The sequence below is a fragment of the Klebsiella sp. G-Nf4 genome (assembly GCF_002810615.1).
Classification (GTDB): Bacteria; Pseudomonadota; Gammaproteobacteria; order Enterobacterales; family Enterobacteriaceae; genus Klebsiella; species Klebsiella variicola.
Window position 1 is genome coordinate 47,741 of sequence record NZ_PION01000005.1, and the last position, 12,933, is coordinate 60,673.

Sequence of the window (12,933 nt, forward strand, 5' to 3'; positions counted from 1 at the left end):
CATGACACCGACTTCCCTTTCCACCCGCGACGCAGGTTGGATTATCTTCATTCTCGCGCTCGGCGCCGGCTTTAGCGTTGCCTCTATCTATTATGCGCAGCCGCTGCTGCCGCTGATGGGCGCTAATCTCCACCTGTCGGTAGAAGGAATGGGGCTGGTCCCTACCCTGACGCAGGCTGGCTACGCGCTCGGCATTCTGTTCCTGCTCCCGCTCGGCGACCGTCACGATCGCCGCCGGCTGATCCTGCTGAAGAGCGCAATGCTGGCGATCCTGCTGTTCCTGTGCAGCCTTACCGGCCAGCTCACCTCACTGCTGGTGGCCAGTCTGCTGATCGGCATGGCGGCCACCATGGCGCAGGATATCGTTCCTGCGGCGGCGATCCTCGCCCCGGCAGGTAAGCAGGGAAAAATGGTGGGCACGGTGATGACCGGACTGCTGCTGGGGATCCTGCTCTCCAGGACAGTCAGCGGCGTAGTGGGCGCCGTATTCGGCTGGCGGGTGATGTATCAGGCGGCTGCAGTCAGCGTTGCGCTGATTGGCCTGGTGATGTGGCGGGTCCTGCCACGCTTCGCCATTCACTCGACGCTGAGCTATCCGCAGCTGATGGCCTCAATGGCCCATCTGTGGCAGCGCTATCCGGCGTTACGCCGCGCCGCGCTGGCTCAGGGGGCGCTCTCTGTCGCCTTCAGCGCTTTCTGGTCGACGCTGGCGGTGATGCTCTCAGAACACTATCACATGGGGAGCGCAGTAGCGGGTGGCTTTGGTATCGCCGGTGCCGCCGGGGCGCTGGCGGCACCGCTGGCGGGCGGACTGGCCGATAAGTTTGGCGCCGGCAAAGTGACTCAGATGGGCGCAGCGCTGGTCACCCTCTCCTTCGCCCTGATGTTTATGCTGCCGCTGCTCCCTCTGCACGGCCAGCTGGCGCTGATTGCTCTCTCGGCTATTGGCTTCGATCTCGGCCTGCAGTCAAGTCTGGTGGCGCATCAGAACCTGGTTTACAGCCTGGAGCCGCAGGCCCGTGGCCGCCTTAACGCCCTGCTGTTCACCGTCGTTTTTATTGGGATGTCGCTGGGGTCAGTGCTGGGCAGCAAGCTGTACGTGCTGGCCGGCTGGAACGGAGTGGTCACGCTGGCCGTCGTCAGCGGGGCAATCGCCCTGGCGATCCGCCTGCTGGAGAATGCGCGCATCATCGCAGCCGAACGCCGCACATCATAAAAAAAACCCGCTTCGCCTGAGGCGAAGCGGGTTTCCTCTTTCCCTCGCAATGGCTTACGCTGTGCGACGGGCAAACTCTTTTACGCGGAAACCCAACACCAGCAGCGTGGCGAAATAAGCCACCACTCCGGCGACCACCACCACCAGCAGGCGCATCAGACGGAACGGCATCGTCCCCTGAGACCACTCCGGCATGAGATGCATGACGCCCAGCAGCGCGGCGGCCATCACCACCACCGCCGCGATCAAGCGCAACAGGAAGGCTAGCCAGCCGGGCTGTGGAGTGAAAATTTTCTGTTTACGCAGTTGCCAGTACAGCAGCGCGGCATTGAGACAAGCCGCCAGGCCGATGGACAGCGACAAACCCGCATGCTTGAGTGGGCCGATAAACGCCAGGTTCATCACCTGGGTCATCATCAGGGTGACAATGGCAATCTTGACCGGCGTTTTGATGTTCTGACGGGAATAGAAGCCAGGCGCCAGTACTTTCACCACGATAAGACCCATCAACCCCACGGAATAGGCCACCAGCGCACGCTGGGTCATCGCCGCATCAAAGGCGCTGAATTTACCGTACTGGAACAGGGCCACGGTCAGCGGCTTGGCGAGGATCCCCAGCGCCACCGCGCTCGGCAACGCCAGCAGGAAGCAAAGTCGCAGCCCCCAGTCCATCAGGCGGCAATACTCGTCATGGTTACCGCTGGCGAAGCTTTTCGACAATGACGGCAGCAGAATGGTGCCGAGCGCCACGCCCAGGACACCTGACGGAAACTCCATCAGACGGTCGGCATAGTACATCCACGACACCGACCCCGACACGAGAAACGAAGCGAAGATGGTATTGATGATAAGGGAGATCTGGCTCACCGACACGCCAAGGATTGCCGGCCCCATCTGCTTCACAACCCGCATTGCACCAGCATCTTTCAAATTAATTCTGGGCAGAACCAGCATGCCAATCTTCTTCAGATGCGGCAGCTGATAGGCCAGCTGCAGCACGCCGCCGACCGTCACCGCCCAGGCCAGCGCCAGCACCGGCGGATGGAAGTACGGCGCGGCAAACAGCGCAAAGCCAATCATGCTGACGTTGAGGAATGTCGGAGCAAAGGCCGGCACCGAGAAGCGGTTCCAGGTATTGAGGATAGCGCCCACCAGTGAAGCCAGGGAGATCAGCAAAATATAGGGGAAGGTAATGCGCAGCAGCTGGGTGGTCAGCGCAAATTTATCGGCGGTATCGGCAAATCCGGGCGCTGTAATGGTGATCACCCACGGTGCCGCCAGCATCCCGATAACGGTGACGATCGCCAGGGCCAGGGTCAGCAATCCGGAGACGTAAGAGACAAATACCCGGGTGGCATCTTCGCCCTGTTTGCTTTTATATTCGGCAAGGATCGGTACAAATGCTTGCGAGAAGGCGCCTTCGGCAAAAATACGCCGCAGCAGATTAGGCAGCTTGAAGGCGACAAAAAAGGCATCGGTCGCCATCCCGGCGCCAAAAATGCGCGCGACAATCGCATCGCGGGCAAAGCCCAGCACGCGCGAAAACATGGTCATCGAACTGACGGCCGCCAGTGATTTTAAAAGATTCATTACGTTATTATTCCAAACCCTGGAGTAAAACGCCCGCAAATGCGGGCGCTGGAAAGTGGCGATAGTCTACCGGGTTCAATATGAATTACTACAGTCAGTTGTTACAACGGATTATTCGCTGATGGCGTCACGCCAGAGCTTATCGACCACCCGCTGAGCCAGCAGCGCCTGTTCGCCTGCGGTTTCCGGAACCGTCTGATTTTGCACGCATTCGATGAAATGACGCGCACAGCCGACAAAACCGCGCTGCTCGAGGGTGGTTTGCCAGCCCGCCACCGGGCGCTGGACCACGCCAAGACCACACTCCTCCTGCCACTCGCGCATCTCGCTCACCGCATATAACCCGCCATCGGTGACCGCCTGCACCCACTCACGCTGGCTTCCGGCACGGCGGTGCATGCTGGTGGTGACCTGCAGCCTGGATGAACTGAACTGGTGTTCGGCATAGAGCATTTCGCCCTGCGGGGTGATCTGCAGCGCGCCGCCGCGCAGGCGCGCCTGGCCGTCAGCCAGCCACAACGCGGTATCTACCACGTGCAGATAATCATCGAGAAGGGTAAAGCGCAGATCGTTGCCTACGCTATCGCTACGGTGCTTATCCATTCGCAGCGAGGCCGCCTCGCCCAGCCGCCCCTTCAGTTCGCGATAGAGTGGCGCAAAGCGGCGATTGAAACCGACCATCAGCGTCAGATGACGCCGGACAGCCAGCTCGACCAGCGCTTCCGCCTCGCTCAGTTTGTCCGCCAGCGGTTTATCCACACAAACATGAACCCCGGCATTCAGCAAGTGATTCACCACTTCATAATGTGAAGCCGTCGACGTATGGACAAAGACCGCATCACACTGCGCCGCCAGGGCATCCAGCGAATCAGCATACGGGATCCGCCAGGTTTCGCAGATGCGCAACGCCTTCTCTTTTCCTGGCGACCAGGCCGCCTGCAGCGTCCAGCTTTCCGCAGCGCCTAACACCGGCAACCACGCTTTCTGCGCAATGCCCCCTAAGCCAACCACCCCAATGCGCAGTCTTGTCCCCACGTTTAGTCCCCCAGATGGTGTAACAGCGAGTCAAGGCGCGCTTTCAACTCTGCCACCTCGCCTTCCAGTGCTTCAACCCGGGCGCGCAGATCGTCATCGTCTTCCAGCGGCGAGAGTGCTTCCACCGTGGTGATCAGCGTGTCCATGTCATCGCAAAACAGATGCATATAGCGGCTTTCCCGTTTCCCCGGCTCCCGGGGCAGACGAGCGACAAAGGGGCCATCTTCGCGTGTGGCCAGCCCTTCCAGTACGCTTTCCACTTCCGCCATATCGCTGAACTCATGCATCCGCTGCGCCCGGCTGCGTAATTCACCCGGCGTCTGGGCGCCGCGCAGCAGCAGCGTCGTCACCACCGCCACCTCGCCGGCGTTGAGTTTCAGATCGCCAAATTCGGAGTTGCAAAAACGCTGCTCATATTTGGTGACCCGATTGCCAAACCCGCTGACCGTGCGCAGATAGTGGCGCTTCACCAGGGTATCCAGCAGCGTCTGGACCTCGCCTTCGCTCAGCGACATCACAGGCTCGCGGTTGGTTTTCTGATTGCAGGCGGTCACCACGGCGTTCACCGACAGCGGGTACTGCTCGGGCGTGGTGACCTGCTTTTCCAGCAGACAGCCAATGACGCGCGCTTCGTGCGCGGTTAACTGATATTTCATCCTCTCTCCTTAGCGCCCTGCTGACCAGTCCGGCGTCGTTAGCGCCGTCAGTACATGGTCACGCCACTGCCCGTCAATCAGCAGATAATCTTTGGCGTAACCCTCTTTTTCGAACCCCAACCGTGCCAGCAATGCGCCGCTGCGCTGATTATGCGGCATATAGTTGGCCATAATGCGATGAATATGCTGCGTGCGCTGCATATAGCGAATCGCGGCGGTCAGCGCTTCAAACATCAGCCCCTGCCCTTGCCACTTTTCGCCAATGGAGTAGCCGAGATAACAGGCATGGAATGATCCGCGAACCACGTTGGAGAAATTCGCCACGCCAACGATCTCTTTTTCCTCCGCATCGAGCAGCGCGAAATAAAAGGCTGACCCCTGCTTATGAAACTCGCCGATCATCGACAGGCGCGCCTGCCACCCGGAGGGGTAGCAGTGGCTGTCGTCACGTACCGGCTCCCAGGGTTTTAAGAATACTTTATTCTCGGCGTAATAATCGGCCAGACGCCAGGCGTCACGATCGTGGACCAGGCGCACCACCAGCCGGTCCGTCGTCAAACGCACCTTCGGCACGTTACTGCGATAGCCAAACATTTCCTTTTCAGTCCCCCTGACTTCAATCTTGCTCTCATCACTATACCTGTCCTGCACGATAGTGTGAAAACAGCAACATACCATTTTCTGCGCCATCTCCTCTTTTCGATGAATAGGCTCAATCGATCTTGCTTTTTGATAAAAAAATATTGTCGCAAGGGTGCTGGGAAAAGCAGCAGATTGCCCGCAGAATATCCTCGCTTATCTCTATTTTTCCCTGGAGGGGAAATGTCCCGCGTCTCGCAGGCAAGGAGCCTGGGTAAATATTTCCTGTTAGTCGATAACATGCTGGTCGTGCTGGGCTTTTTTGTCGTCTTTCCGCTGATCTCCATCCGCTTTGTCGATCAGATGGGCTGGGCAGCGCTGATGGTCGGCATTGCGCTCGGCCTGCGCCAGCTGGTGCAGCAGGGATTAGGTATTTTTGGCGGCGCCATCGCCGACCGCTTCGGCGCCAAACCCATGATTGTCACCGGCATGCTGATGCGCGCCGGCGGTTTCGCGGCGATGGCCGTCGCCCATGAGCCGTGGGTGTTGTGGTTATCGTGCATTCTCTCCGGGCTCGGCGGGACGCTGTTCGATCCGCCGCGGGCCGCGCTGGTGGTCAAACTAGTGCGCCCGCATCAGCGCGGCCGCTTTTTCTCCCTCCTGATGATGCAGGACAGCGCCGGCGCGGTGATTGGCGCCTTGCTGGGCAGTTGGCTGCTACAGTATGACTTCCGCCTGGTGTGCAGCGCCGGGGCTGCGCTGTTTATCGCTTGCGCGGCGTTTAACGCCTGGTATCTGCCAGCATGGAAACTGTCGACGGTGAAAACGCCAGTCCGTGAGGGGCTGGGCAGGGTGCTGCGGGACAAACGCTTCGTCACCTATGTCCTGACGCTGACGGGCTATTACATGCTGGCGGTGCAGGTGATGCTGATGCTGCCGATCATGGTAAACGACATCGCCGGTTCGCCGGCCGCCGTGAAGTGGATGTACGCTATCGAAGCCACCATTTCGCTGACCCTGCTCTATCCCATTGCCCGCTGGAGCGAGAAACGCTACCGCCTTGAGCACCGGCTGATGGCTGGTCTGCTGGTGATGACGCTGGCGATGCTGCCGATTGGCATGACCAGCAGTTTGCAGCAGTTATTTACCCTGATCTGCCTGTTTTACATCGGTTCAATCATCGCGGAACCGGCCAGGGAGACGCTGGGCGCCTCGCTGGCAGATGCCCGGGCACGCGGCAGCTATATGGGGTTCAGCCGCCTGGGACTCGCCTTCGGCGGCGCACTGGGTTACGCGGGCGGCGGCTGGCTGTTTGATGCCGGGAAAGCCGCGGGCCAACCCGAACTGCCGTGGCTGATGCTCGGCGCCATCGGCTTTATCACCTTCCTTGCCCTGTGGTGGCAATTCAGTCCGAAACGCTCTGCCTCCGGCATGCTGGAGCCGCGTACCTAGACCGTACGTCCGTGGTTTCTCCTGCCTTTCAGCCTATTCTGCTGGCATGAAGGGTGCTGACAGGTCATGATGCTTTGTGTCAGGATGAATGATGGTACGAGCTTGAGGAACCCCATGAAAAAGATATTGATCGCCGCGGCGCTGATTGTCAGCGGTCTGCTGAGCGGCTGTAACCAGTTGACCCAATACACGGTAAGCGAGCAGGAGATAAACCAGGCGCTGCAGAAGCGTAACCATTTCACCAAAGATATTGGTCTGAAAGGCGTTGCCGACGCTCATATTGAACTGCAGAACCTGACCAGCGCTATTGGCCGTGAAGAGCCGGGCAAAGTCACGCTGACCGGGGTCGCCAACGTCGATCTGAACTCCCTGTTCGGGACGCAGAAAGCGACGATCGATCTGAAGCTCAAAGCGCTACCAACCTTTGACAGAGACAAAGGCGCTATCTTCCTGCAGGAAATGGAGGTGGTCGATGCCAAAGTGGCACCTGAGAAACTGCAGTCGGTGATTCAGGCTCTGCTCCCCTATCTGAATCAGTCGCTGCGCAGCTACTTCAGCCAGCAACCGGCCTATGTCCTGCGTGAAGACGCCAGCACCGGCGAAGCGCTGGCGAAGAAATATGCCAAGGGCATAGAGGTGAAACCGGGCGAAATTGTCATCCCCTTTACCAATTAATCTCCAGGGCGCTACGGCGCCCTGAATTTTTTACGGAAATGAGTGCAAAGGAAAACGTTTACGCTTATCCTTAGTGCCCGGCAAAAAACAGCCCTGATGACTGAACCTATTAGCCGGAGCCTTCCATGACAGCACAATCCCAGGTATTGAAAATCCGCCGCCCAGACGACTGGCATATCCATCTGCGTGATGACGATATGCTGAAAACCGTCGTGCCTTACACCAGTGAGTTTTATGGCCGGGCGATCGTGATGCCGAATCTGGTGCCGCCTGTCACCACCGTCGCGGCGGCTATCGCCTATCGCCAGCGCATTATGGACGCCGTCCCGGCCGGGCACGATTTTACCCCGTTGATGACCTGCTATCTGACAGACTCTCTCGACCCGGCGGAGCTGGAGCGCGGCTTTAACGAAGGCGTGTTCACCGCCGCCAAACTCTACCCGGCCAACGCCACCACCAACTCCAGCCACGGTGTCACCAGCACCGATGCCATTATGCCGGTGCTGGAGCGGATGGAAAAACTGGGCATGCCGCTGCTGGTTCACGGCGAAGTGACCCACGCCGAGATTGATATTTTCGATCGTGAAGCGCGCTTTATTGAGACGGTAATGGAACCCCTGCGTCAGCGCCTGCCCGGCCTGAAGGTGGTTTTTGAACATATCACCACTAAAGATGCCGCCGAGTATGTACGTGACGGCAATGAGTTATTAGCGGCCACCATCACCCCGCAGCATCTGATGTTTAACCGCAACCATATGCTGGTGGGCGGTATTCGTCCTCACCTGTACTGCCTGCCGGTGCTCAAGCGCAATATTCATCAGCAGGCGCTGCGCGAACTGGTCGCCAGCGGCTTTAGCCGCGCCTTCCTTGGCACCGACTCCGCGCCGCACGCCCGCCATCGTAAGGAAGCCAGCTGCGGCTGCGCCGGCTGCTTCAACGCCCCGACCGCCCTCGGCAGCTACGCCACCGTTTTTGAAGAAATGAACGCTCTGCAGCACTTTGAAGCCTTCTGCTCGCTGAACGGCCCGCGCTTCTACGGTCTGCCGGTCAATGAAAGCTATGTTGAGCTGGTGCGTGAAGAGACCACCGTCGTTGACAGCATTGCGCTGCCCAATGATAGCCTGGTCCCGTTCCTGGCGGGTGAAACCGTTCGCTGGACGATGAAGCGATAAAAAACGTAGCCCCCTGTTGTCAATGCTCACCAGATACTGTATAAATAACCAGTATCAAACACAGGGGGCAATTATGCGCATCGAAGTGTCTATCGCCAAAACGACCGCCTTACCCAACGGCGCGCTGGAAGCGCTGAATAACGAACTCTCCCGGCGTATCGCCGAGCAATTCCCGGCCATCGACAGTCAGGTGAGCGTGCGCTACGCGACCGGCAACCAGCTCTCGGTGTTCGGCGCCCTGAAAGAAGACAAAGACCGGATAAGCGAAATCCTGCAGGAAACCTGGGAAAGCGCGGACGACTGGTTTGTCCACGATCTCTCCTGAAGCATGGCGGGATCCAGTTACTCTGGTTTGCTCCCTCATTGTGCTTTTCTTTGCCGGGTCGCCCCGGCTTTTTTATCCCCGCCTCATGTTCAGAATATTCCTGATTATTCTGCTTAATATCGACTAAAATGGCCATTTCTCACGCTTATCTTGCGTAAAAAAGCGGCGAAAACAAGAAAATCATGCTGCCTTTCATTTAATTTCTCGAGTTTATTCTTGATCCCTGATATAATTAACTTGCTTCAAAAAACATGCATTAAACCTCGAGAATTGTTGTCTTTTAACATATGAATAAGGGGTTATGATGGAAAAAAATAATGAAGTCATTCAGACCCATCCCCTCGTTGGATGGGACATCAGCACCGTTGATAGCTACGATGCGCTGATGTTGCGCCTGCACTACCAGAACCCCACTCAAGAAAACAGTCATGATGCTGAAATTGGCCAGACGCTATGGCTAACGACGGACGTCGCACGTCAATTTATTTCAATCCTGGAAGCAGGCATTGCGAAGATTGAATCTGGCGAATACCAGGAAAACGAGTACCGCAGACATTAACGCGATACATGGAATGACTTAACAATAGTCTTAACAGGCACCTGCGGGTGCCTGAATTATTTTCGGGCTTGTATAAGCGAAGGGAGTTAATTACCCTGCTAATAAGGCAATTACCCGGAACTCACCATGCAATACGATCTTATCATTATCGGCAGCGGATCGGTCGGCGCCGCCGCTGGCTATTATGCGCGTCGTGCCGGACTCAATGTTCTGATGACCGATGCCCACCAGCCTCCCCATCAGGAGGGCAGCCATCATGGCAGTAGCCGTCTTATCCGTCACGCTTATGGCGAAGGTGAAAAATATGTTCCGCTAGTGCTGCGCGCCCAGCAGCTGTGGGATGAACTGGCTGAAATCAGTGGCGAAGCGGTTTTTGAACGCACCGGCGTCATTAACCTCGGCCCCGCCAGCTCTCCTTTCCTGGCCAACGTCGCCGCCAGCGCCAGGGCGTTCAAACTTGAGGTTGAAGAGTTAGATGCTCAGGCCGTCATGCAGCGCTGGCCGGAGATACGCCTTCCCGACGACTATCGGGCGATTTTCGAACCGGCTTCCGGCGTACTGCGCAGTGAGCTGGCTGTCGAGACCTGGATCCGTCTGGCACGGGAAGCAGGCTGCGCGCAGCTATTCAACTGCCCGGTCTCGGCCATTCATCACCATGCAGACGGAGTCACCATTGATACCCTTGACGGTGAATATCACGGAAAGAAATTGCTGATCAGCGCCGGCACCTGGGTCACCCGCCTGCTTCCGGAGCTTCCTGTTCAGCCGGTACGCAAGGTCTTCGCCTGGTTCCAGGCCGATGGTCGTTACAGCAGCAAGAATCATTTTCCGGCGTTCACCGGCGAGTTGCCCAACGGCGATCAATACTACGGTTTCCCGGCGGAAGATAATGAGCTAAAGATCGGCAAGCATAACGGCGGCCAGCCTATCACCACGCCGCAGGAACGATCGGCGTTTGGCGCCGTCGGCAGCGATGGTTCCGAATCCTTTCCGTTTTTACGTAACGTCCTGCCCGGGATCGGCGGCTGTCTGCACGGCGCCTCCTGCACCTATGACAACACGGTCGATGAGGATTTTATCATCGATACGCTCCCAGGCAGACCTGACACACTGCTGATCACCGGTCTGAGCGGCCACGGCTTTAAGTTTGCGCCGGTGCTGGGAGAAATTGCCAGTCAGTTTGCTCAGGGACAGACGTCGACCTTTAACCTGACGCCCTTCTCGCTGGCGCGCTTTAGCTCATAATGGAATGCGGCACGCTTGCCGCCGGGGAAAAAAACGGCCTCTGTCGAGGCCGTTAGTCATTGAGAATGGTTATGCGTCGCCTGTTTAATATGCTGGTCAACAACGTGCGCGAGCACTTTATGATCTACCTTGCGCTCTGGCTGCTGCTGGCGATCATCGATCTCGTCTGGTTATGGTTTTTCTGACGACTCAGGCTCGGGGATCCCGAGTTTGGTATTCAGTCGGCCACGCGATTTGTTAAAGATTTTATTGCCGTTTTCGCGTCCGGCGCGCAGCTGGCGCTGCTCTTCTTCCGGCAGCTTATGCTCTTCCATGCAGGCTTCGCTACAGCAACCGGCAAACTTCTCAGCGCAGCTCGGGCACTGAATAAACAGCAGATGGCAGCCATCATTCAGACAATTGGTATGGGTGTCGCACGGCACGCCACACTGGTGACAGTGCGCGATGACGTCATCGGAGATCCGCTCGCCCATCCGCTCATCAAAGACAAAGTTTTTGCCAATAAAACGGACCGGCAGCCCCTGCTCACGGGCGCGGCGGGCGTACTCAATAATCCCACCCTCGATGTGCCAGACCTGATTGAAACCGTTATGCTTCATCCAGGCGCTGGCTTTTTCACAGCGAATACCGCCGGTGCAATACATGACAATTTTCTTGTCTTTGTGGTCCTGCATCATGTCGACGGCTTTCGGCAACTGATCGCGGAAGGTGTCCGCCGGGATCTCCAGCGCGTTTTCGAAATGGCCCACTTCATATTCATAGTGGTTACGCATATCGATAAATACCGCATCCGGATCGTCAAGCATGGCATTGACGTCCGCCGCCTTGAGATAATCCCCCACATTGGAAGCATCGAAAGAAGGATCGTCGATACCATCGGCAACAATACGGTCGCGCACTTTCAGGCGCAGCACCCAGAACGATTTCCCATCGTCCTCCAGGGCGATATTGAAACGCAGCCCCGCCAGCGCCGGATCGAAGCCATACAGAAACTCACGCAGCGCTTCAACATTGCTTTCCGGCACGCTGATTTGCGCGTTGATCCCTTCCCGGGCCAGATAAATACGACCAAAGACCTTCAGCTGCGTTAAGGCAACCCATAACGCATCGCGAGTGGCCTGCGGGTCGACAATGGTGAAATATTTATAGAATGAGATCGTCGTGCGCGGCTCGGTCTCAGCCAGCATTTGCGCTTTTAACGTCTCATTTGAAATGCGGTTGTGTAACACTGGCATGGTGTACCTGCTCGACATAGAAATGAGGGAATAAACGGCGGGCATGATATAGCAAAGCTTATTAATTTACATCCCTACATTTTACGCTACATTTTTCTCACCCGGTCGCGCCCCGTTTAACAAAACGAGCTGACTGTCGCCGCCTTTGGCTGGCCGGTAAAAAAATGCGATAATATAAGACGTTGCTCACTGATACGGGTATGAAATGACTCATTTGCCTAAATTTTCTCCGGCGCTGTTGCATCCGCGCTATTGGCTGCTGTGGCTGGGTATTGGCCTGCTGTGGCTGGTTGTCCAACTGCCCTATCCGCTGATTTACCGCCTGGGAAATGCCATCGGCCGACTGGCCATGCGCTTTATGAAGCGTCGGGCGAAGATAGCCTACCGCAACCTTGAACTCTGCTTCCCAGAGAAAAGCGAGCAGGAACGTCACCGAATGGTGGTGATGAATTTTGAATCAGTGGGTATGGGACTGATGGAGACGGGGATGGCCTGGTTCTGGCCGGTTCGTCGTATCGCCCACTGGACCGACACCATCGGCTTTGAGCATATCCGCGATGTGCAGGCGCAGCAGCGCGGCATTCTGCTGATCGGTATTCACTTCCTGACCCTCGAGATGGGCGCGCGAATGTTCGGTATGAACGAGCCGGGAATTGGCGTCTACCGTCCCAACGACAACCCGGTGATCGACTGGCTGCAGACCTGGGGCCGCTTGCGCTCAAATAAGGACATGATTGACCGTAAGGATCTGAAAGGGATGATCCGGGCGCTGAAAAAAGGTGAAGTGGTGTGGTACGCGCCGGATCACGATTACGGCCCGACCGCCAGCGTCTTTGCCCCGCTGTTTGCCGTCGACCAGGCGGCGACCACCTCCGGCACCTGGATGCTGGCGAAAATGTCCAAAGCCTGCATCGTCCCCTTCGTCCCGCGTCGCAAACCGGATGGTAAAGGTTATGAACTGATTATCCTGCCGCCAGAGTGTTCCCCGCCGCTGGACGACGCGGAAACCACGGCCGCCTGGATGAACAAGATCGTTGAGCAGTGCATCATGATGGCCCCGGAACAATATATGTGGCTCCACCGCCGCTTCAAAACCCGCCCCGAGGGCATGCCCTCCCGCTACTGATCCCTTTTCCCGGCCGCGCATGTGGCCGGGAATGCGCTTCTCGCTCATGCTTTAGGCTCTGCTTTAGC

General features: G+C 57.4%; 14 protein-coding genes. 9 read left to right on the plus strand and 5 right to left on the minus strand.

Annotated elements, in window-relative coordinates; translation table 11 throughout:
- Position 1: 1 nt before the first annotated feature.
- Entirely contained in the window at positions 2 to 1,216 is a 1,215-nt protein-coding gene (locus CWM57_RS12005; protein ID WP_074386337.1) for an MFS transporter, read from the plus strand.
- A gap of 54 nt (positions 1,217 to 1,270) precedes the next feature.
- Here the strand turns inward: CWM57_RS12005 and murJ are convergent, their stop codons facing one another.
- The 4 genes from murJ to rimJ form a co-directional block, all read right to left on the minus strand.
- Positions 1,271 to 2,806: a murein biosynthesis integral membrane protein MurJ gene (gene murJ / locus CWM57_RS12010; protein WP_074386338.1), complete on the minus strand. Its 1,536-nt coding sequence runs from the start codon at positions 2,804 to 2,806 to the stop codon at positions 1,271 to 1,273.
- Between the two features lie 111 nt (positions 2,807 to 2,917).
- Positions 2,918 to 3,829 (minus strand): Gfo/Idh/MocA family protein, encoded by a 912-nt coding sequence (locus CWM57_RS12015; RefSeq protein WP_165784198.1) that lies wholly within the window; start codon positions 3,827 to 3,829, stop codon positions 2,918 to 2,920.
- Between the two features lie 14 nt (positions 3,830 to 3,843).
- Entirely contained in the window at positions 3,844 to 4,497 is a 654-nt protein-coding gene (locus tag CWM57_RS12020; protein ID WP_074386340.1) for a YceH family protein, read from the minus strand.
- 9 nt (positions 4,498 to 4,506) lie between these two features.
- Complete coding sequence (gene rimJ / locus CWM57_RS12025) at positions 4,507 to 5,091, minus strand: ribosomal protein S5-alanine N-acetyltransferase (RefSeq protein ID WP_008805973.1); 585 nt, start codon at positions 5,089 to 5,091, stop codon at positions 4,507 to 4,509.
- 228 nt (positions 5,092 to 5,319) lie between these two features.
- Here rimJ and mdtH point away from each other — a divergent pair, with 228 nt between their 5' ends.
- From mdtH to CWM57_RS12065, 7 genes are all read left to right on the plus strand, one after another.
- Complete coding sequence (mdtH, locus tag CWM57_RS12030) at positions 5,320 to 6,528, plus strand: multidrug efflux MFS transporter MdtH (protein ID WP_074386341.1); 1,209 nt, start codon at positions 5,320 to 5,322, stop codon at positions 6,526 to 6,528.
- A gap of 114 nt (positions 6,529 to 6,642) precedes the next feature.
- On the plus strand, positions 6,643 to 7,203 hold the full coding sequence (locus CWM57_RS12035; RefSeq protein ID WP_074386342.1) for a lipoprotein: 561 nt from the start codon (positions 6,643 to 6,645) through the stop codon (positions 7,201 to 7,203).
- A 125-nt stretch (positions 7,204 to 7,328) separates the two neighbouring features.
- A complete protein-coding gene (gene pyrC, locus CWM57_RS12040) occupies positions 7,329 to 8,375 on the plus strand; it encodes a dihydroorotase (RefSeq protein ID WP_061155090.1) in 1,047 nt (348 codons plus the stop codon).
- Positions 8,376 to 8,448: 73 nt separating this feature from the next.
- Entirely contained in the window at positions 8,449 to 8,700 is a 252-nt protein-coding gene (gene dinI / locus CWM57_RS12045; protein WP_002898994.1) for a DNA damage-inducible protein I, read from the plus strand.
- A gap of 304 nt (positions 8,701 to 9,004) precedes the next feature.
- Entirely contained in the window at positions 9,005 to 9,259 is a 255-nt protein-coding gene (gene bssS / locus CWM57_RS12055) for a biofilm formation regulator BssS (RefSeq protein ID WP_008805969.1), read from the plus strand.
- A 126-nt stretch (positions 9,260 to 9,385) separates the two neighbouring features.
- On the plus strand, positions 9,386 to 10,504 hold the full coding sequence (solA, locus tag CWM57_RS12060) for an N-methyl-L-tryptophan oxidase (protein WP_074386344.1): 1,119 nt from the start codon (positions 9,386 to 9,388) through the stop codon (positions 10,502 to 10,504).
- A 71-nt stretch (positions 10,505 to 10,575) separates the two neighbouring features.
- Positions 10,576 to 10,689 carry a DUF2770 family protein gene (locus tag CWM57_RS12065; RefSeq protein ID WP_002898988.1) on the plus strand — a complete coding sequence of 38 codons (114 nt, stop codon included), beginning with the start codon at positions 10,576 to 10,578 and terminating at the stop codon, positions 10,687 to 10,689.
- Here the strand turns inward: CWM57_RS12065 and CWM57_RS12070 are convergent.
- A complete protein-coding gene (locus tag CWM57_RS12070) occupies positions 10,675 to 11,739 on the minus strand; it encodes a rhodanese-related sulfurtransferase (protein WP_074386345.1) in 1,065 nt (354 codons plus the stop codon). The genes CWM57_RS12065 and CWM57_RS12070 overlap by 15 nt on opposite strands.
- A gap of 205 nt (positions 11,740 to 11,944) precedes the next feature.
- Here CWM57_RS12070 and CWM57_RS12075 point away from each other — a divergent pair, with 205 nt between their 5' ends.
- On the plus strand, positions 11,945 to 12,865 hold the full coding sequence (locus CWM57_RS12075) for a Kdo(2)-lipid IV(A) acyltransferase (RefSeq protein ID WP_074386346.1): 921 nt from the start codon (positions 11,945 to 11,947) through the stop codon (positions 12,863 to 12,865).
- Positions 12,866 to 12,933 lie beyond the last annotated feature (68 nt).

Excerpts from the sequence above, each read along its gene's own strand:
- CWM57_RS12005 (WP_074386337.1), top strand. The coding sequence starts at position 2 with ATGACACCGACTTCCCTTTCCACCCGCGACGCAGGTTGGATTATCTTC.
- murJ (WP_074386338.1), bottom strand. The coding sequence starts at position 2,806 with ATGAATCTTTTAAAATCACTGGCGGCCGTCAGTTCGATGACCATGTTT.
- CWM57_RS12020 (WP_074386340.1), bottom strand. The coding sequence starts at position 4,497 with ATGAAATATCAGTTAACCGCGCACGAAGCGCGCGTCATTGGCTGTCTG.
- rimJ (WP_008805973.1), bottom strand. The coding sequence starts at position 5,091 with ATGTTTGGCTATCGCAGTAACGTGCCGAAGGTGCGTTTGACGACGGAC.
- mdtH (WP_074386341.1), top strand. The coding sequence starts at position 5,320 with ATGTCCCGCGTCTCGCAGGCAAGGAGCCTGGGTAAATATTTCCTGTTA.
- CWM57_RS12035 (WP_074386342.1), top strand. The coding sequence starts at position 6,643 with ATGAAAAAGATATTGATCGCCGCGGCGCTGATTGTCAGCGGTCTGCTG.
- pyrC (WP_061155090.1), top strand. The coding sequence starts at position 7,329 with ATGACAGCACAATCCCAGGTATTGAAAATCCGCCGCCCAGACGACTGG.
- dinI (WP_002898994.1), top strand. The coding sequence starts at position 8,449 with ATGCGCATCGAAGTGTCTATCGCCAAAACGACCGCCTTACCCAACGGC.
- bssS (WP_008805969.1), top strand. The coding sequence starts at position 9,005 with ATGGAAAAAAATAATGAAGTCATTCAGACCCATCCCCTCGTTGGATGG.
- solA (WP_074386344.1), top strand. The coding sequence starts at position 9,386 with ATGCAATACGATCTTATCATTATCGGCAGCGGATCGGTCGGCGCCGCC.
- CWM57_RS12065 (WP_002898988.1), top strand. The coding sequence starts at position 10,576 with ATGCGTCGCCTGTTTAATATGCTGGTCAACAACGTGCGCGAGCACTTT.
- CWM57_RS12070 (WP_074386345.1), bottom strand. The coding sequence starts at position 11,739 with ATGCCAGTGTTACACAACCGCATTTCAAATGAGACGTTAAAAGCGCAA.
- CWM57_RS12075 (WP_074386346.1), top strand. The coding sequence starts at position 11,945 with ATGACTCATTTGCCTAAATTTTCTCCGGCGCTGTTGCATCCGCGCTAT.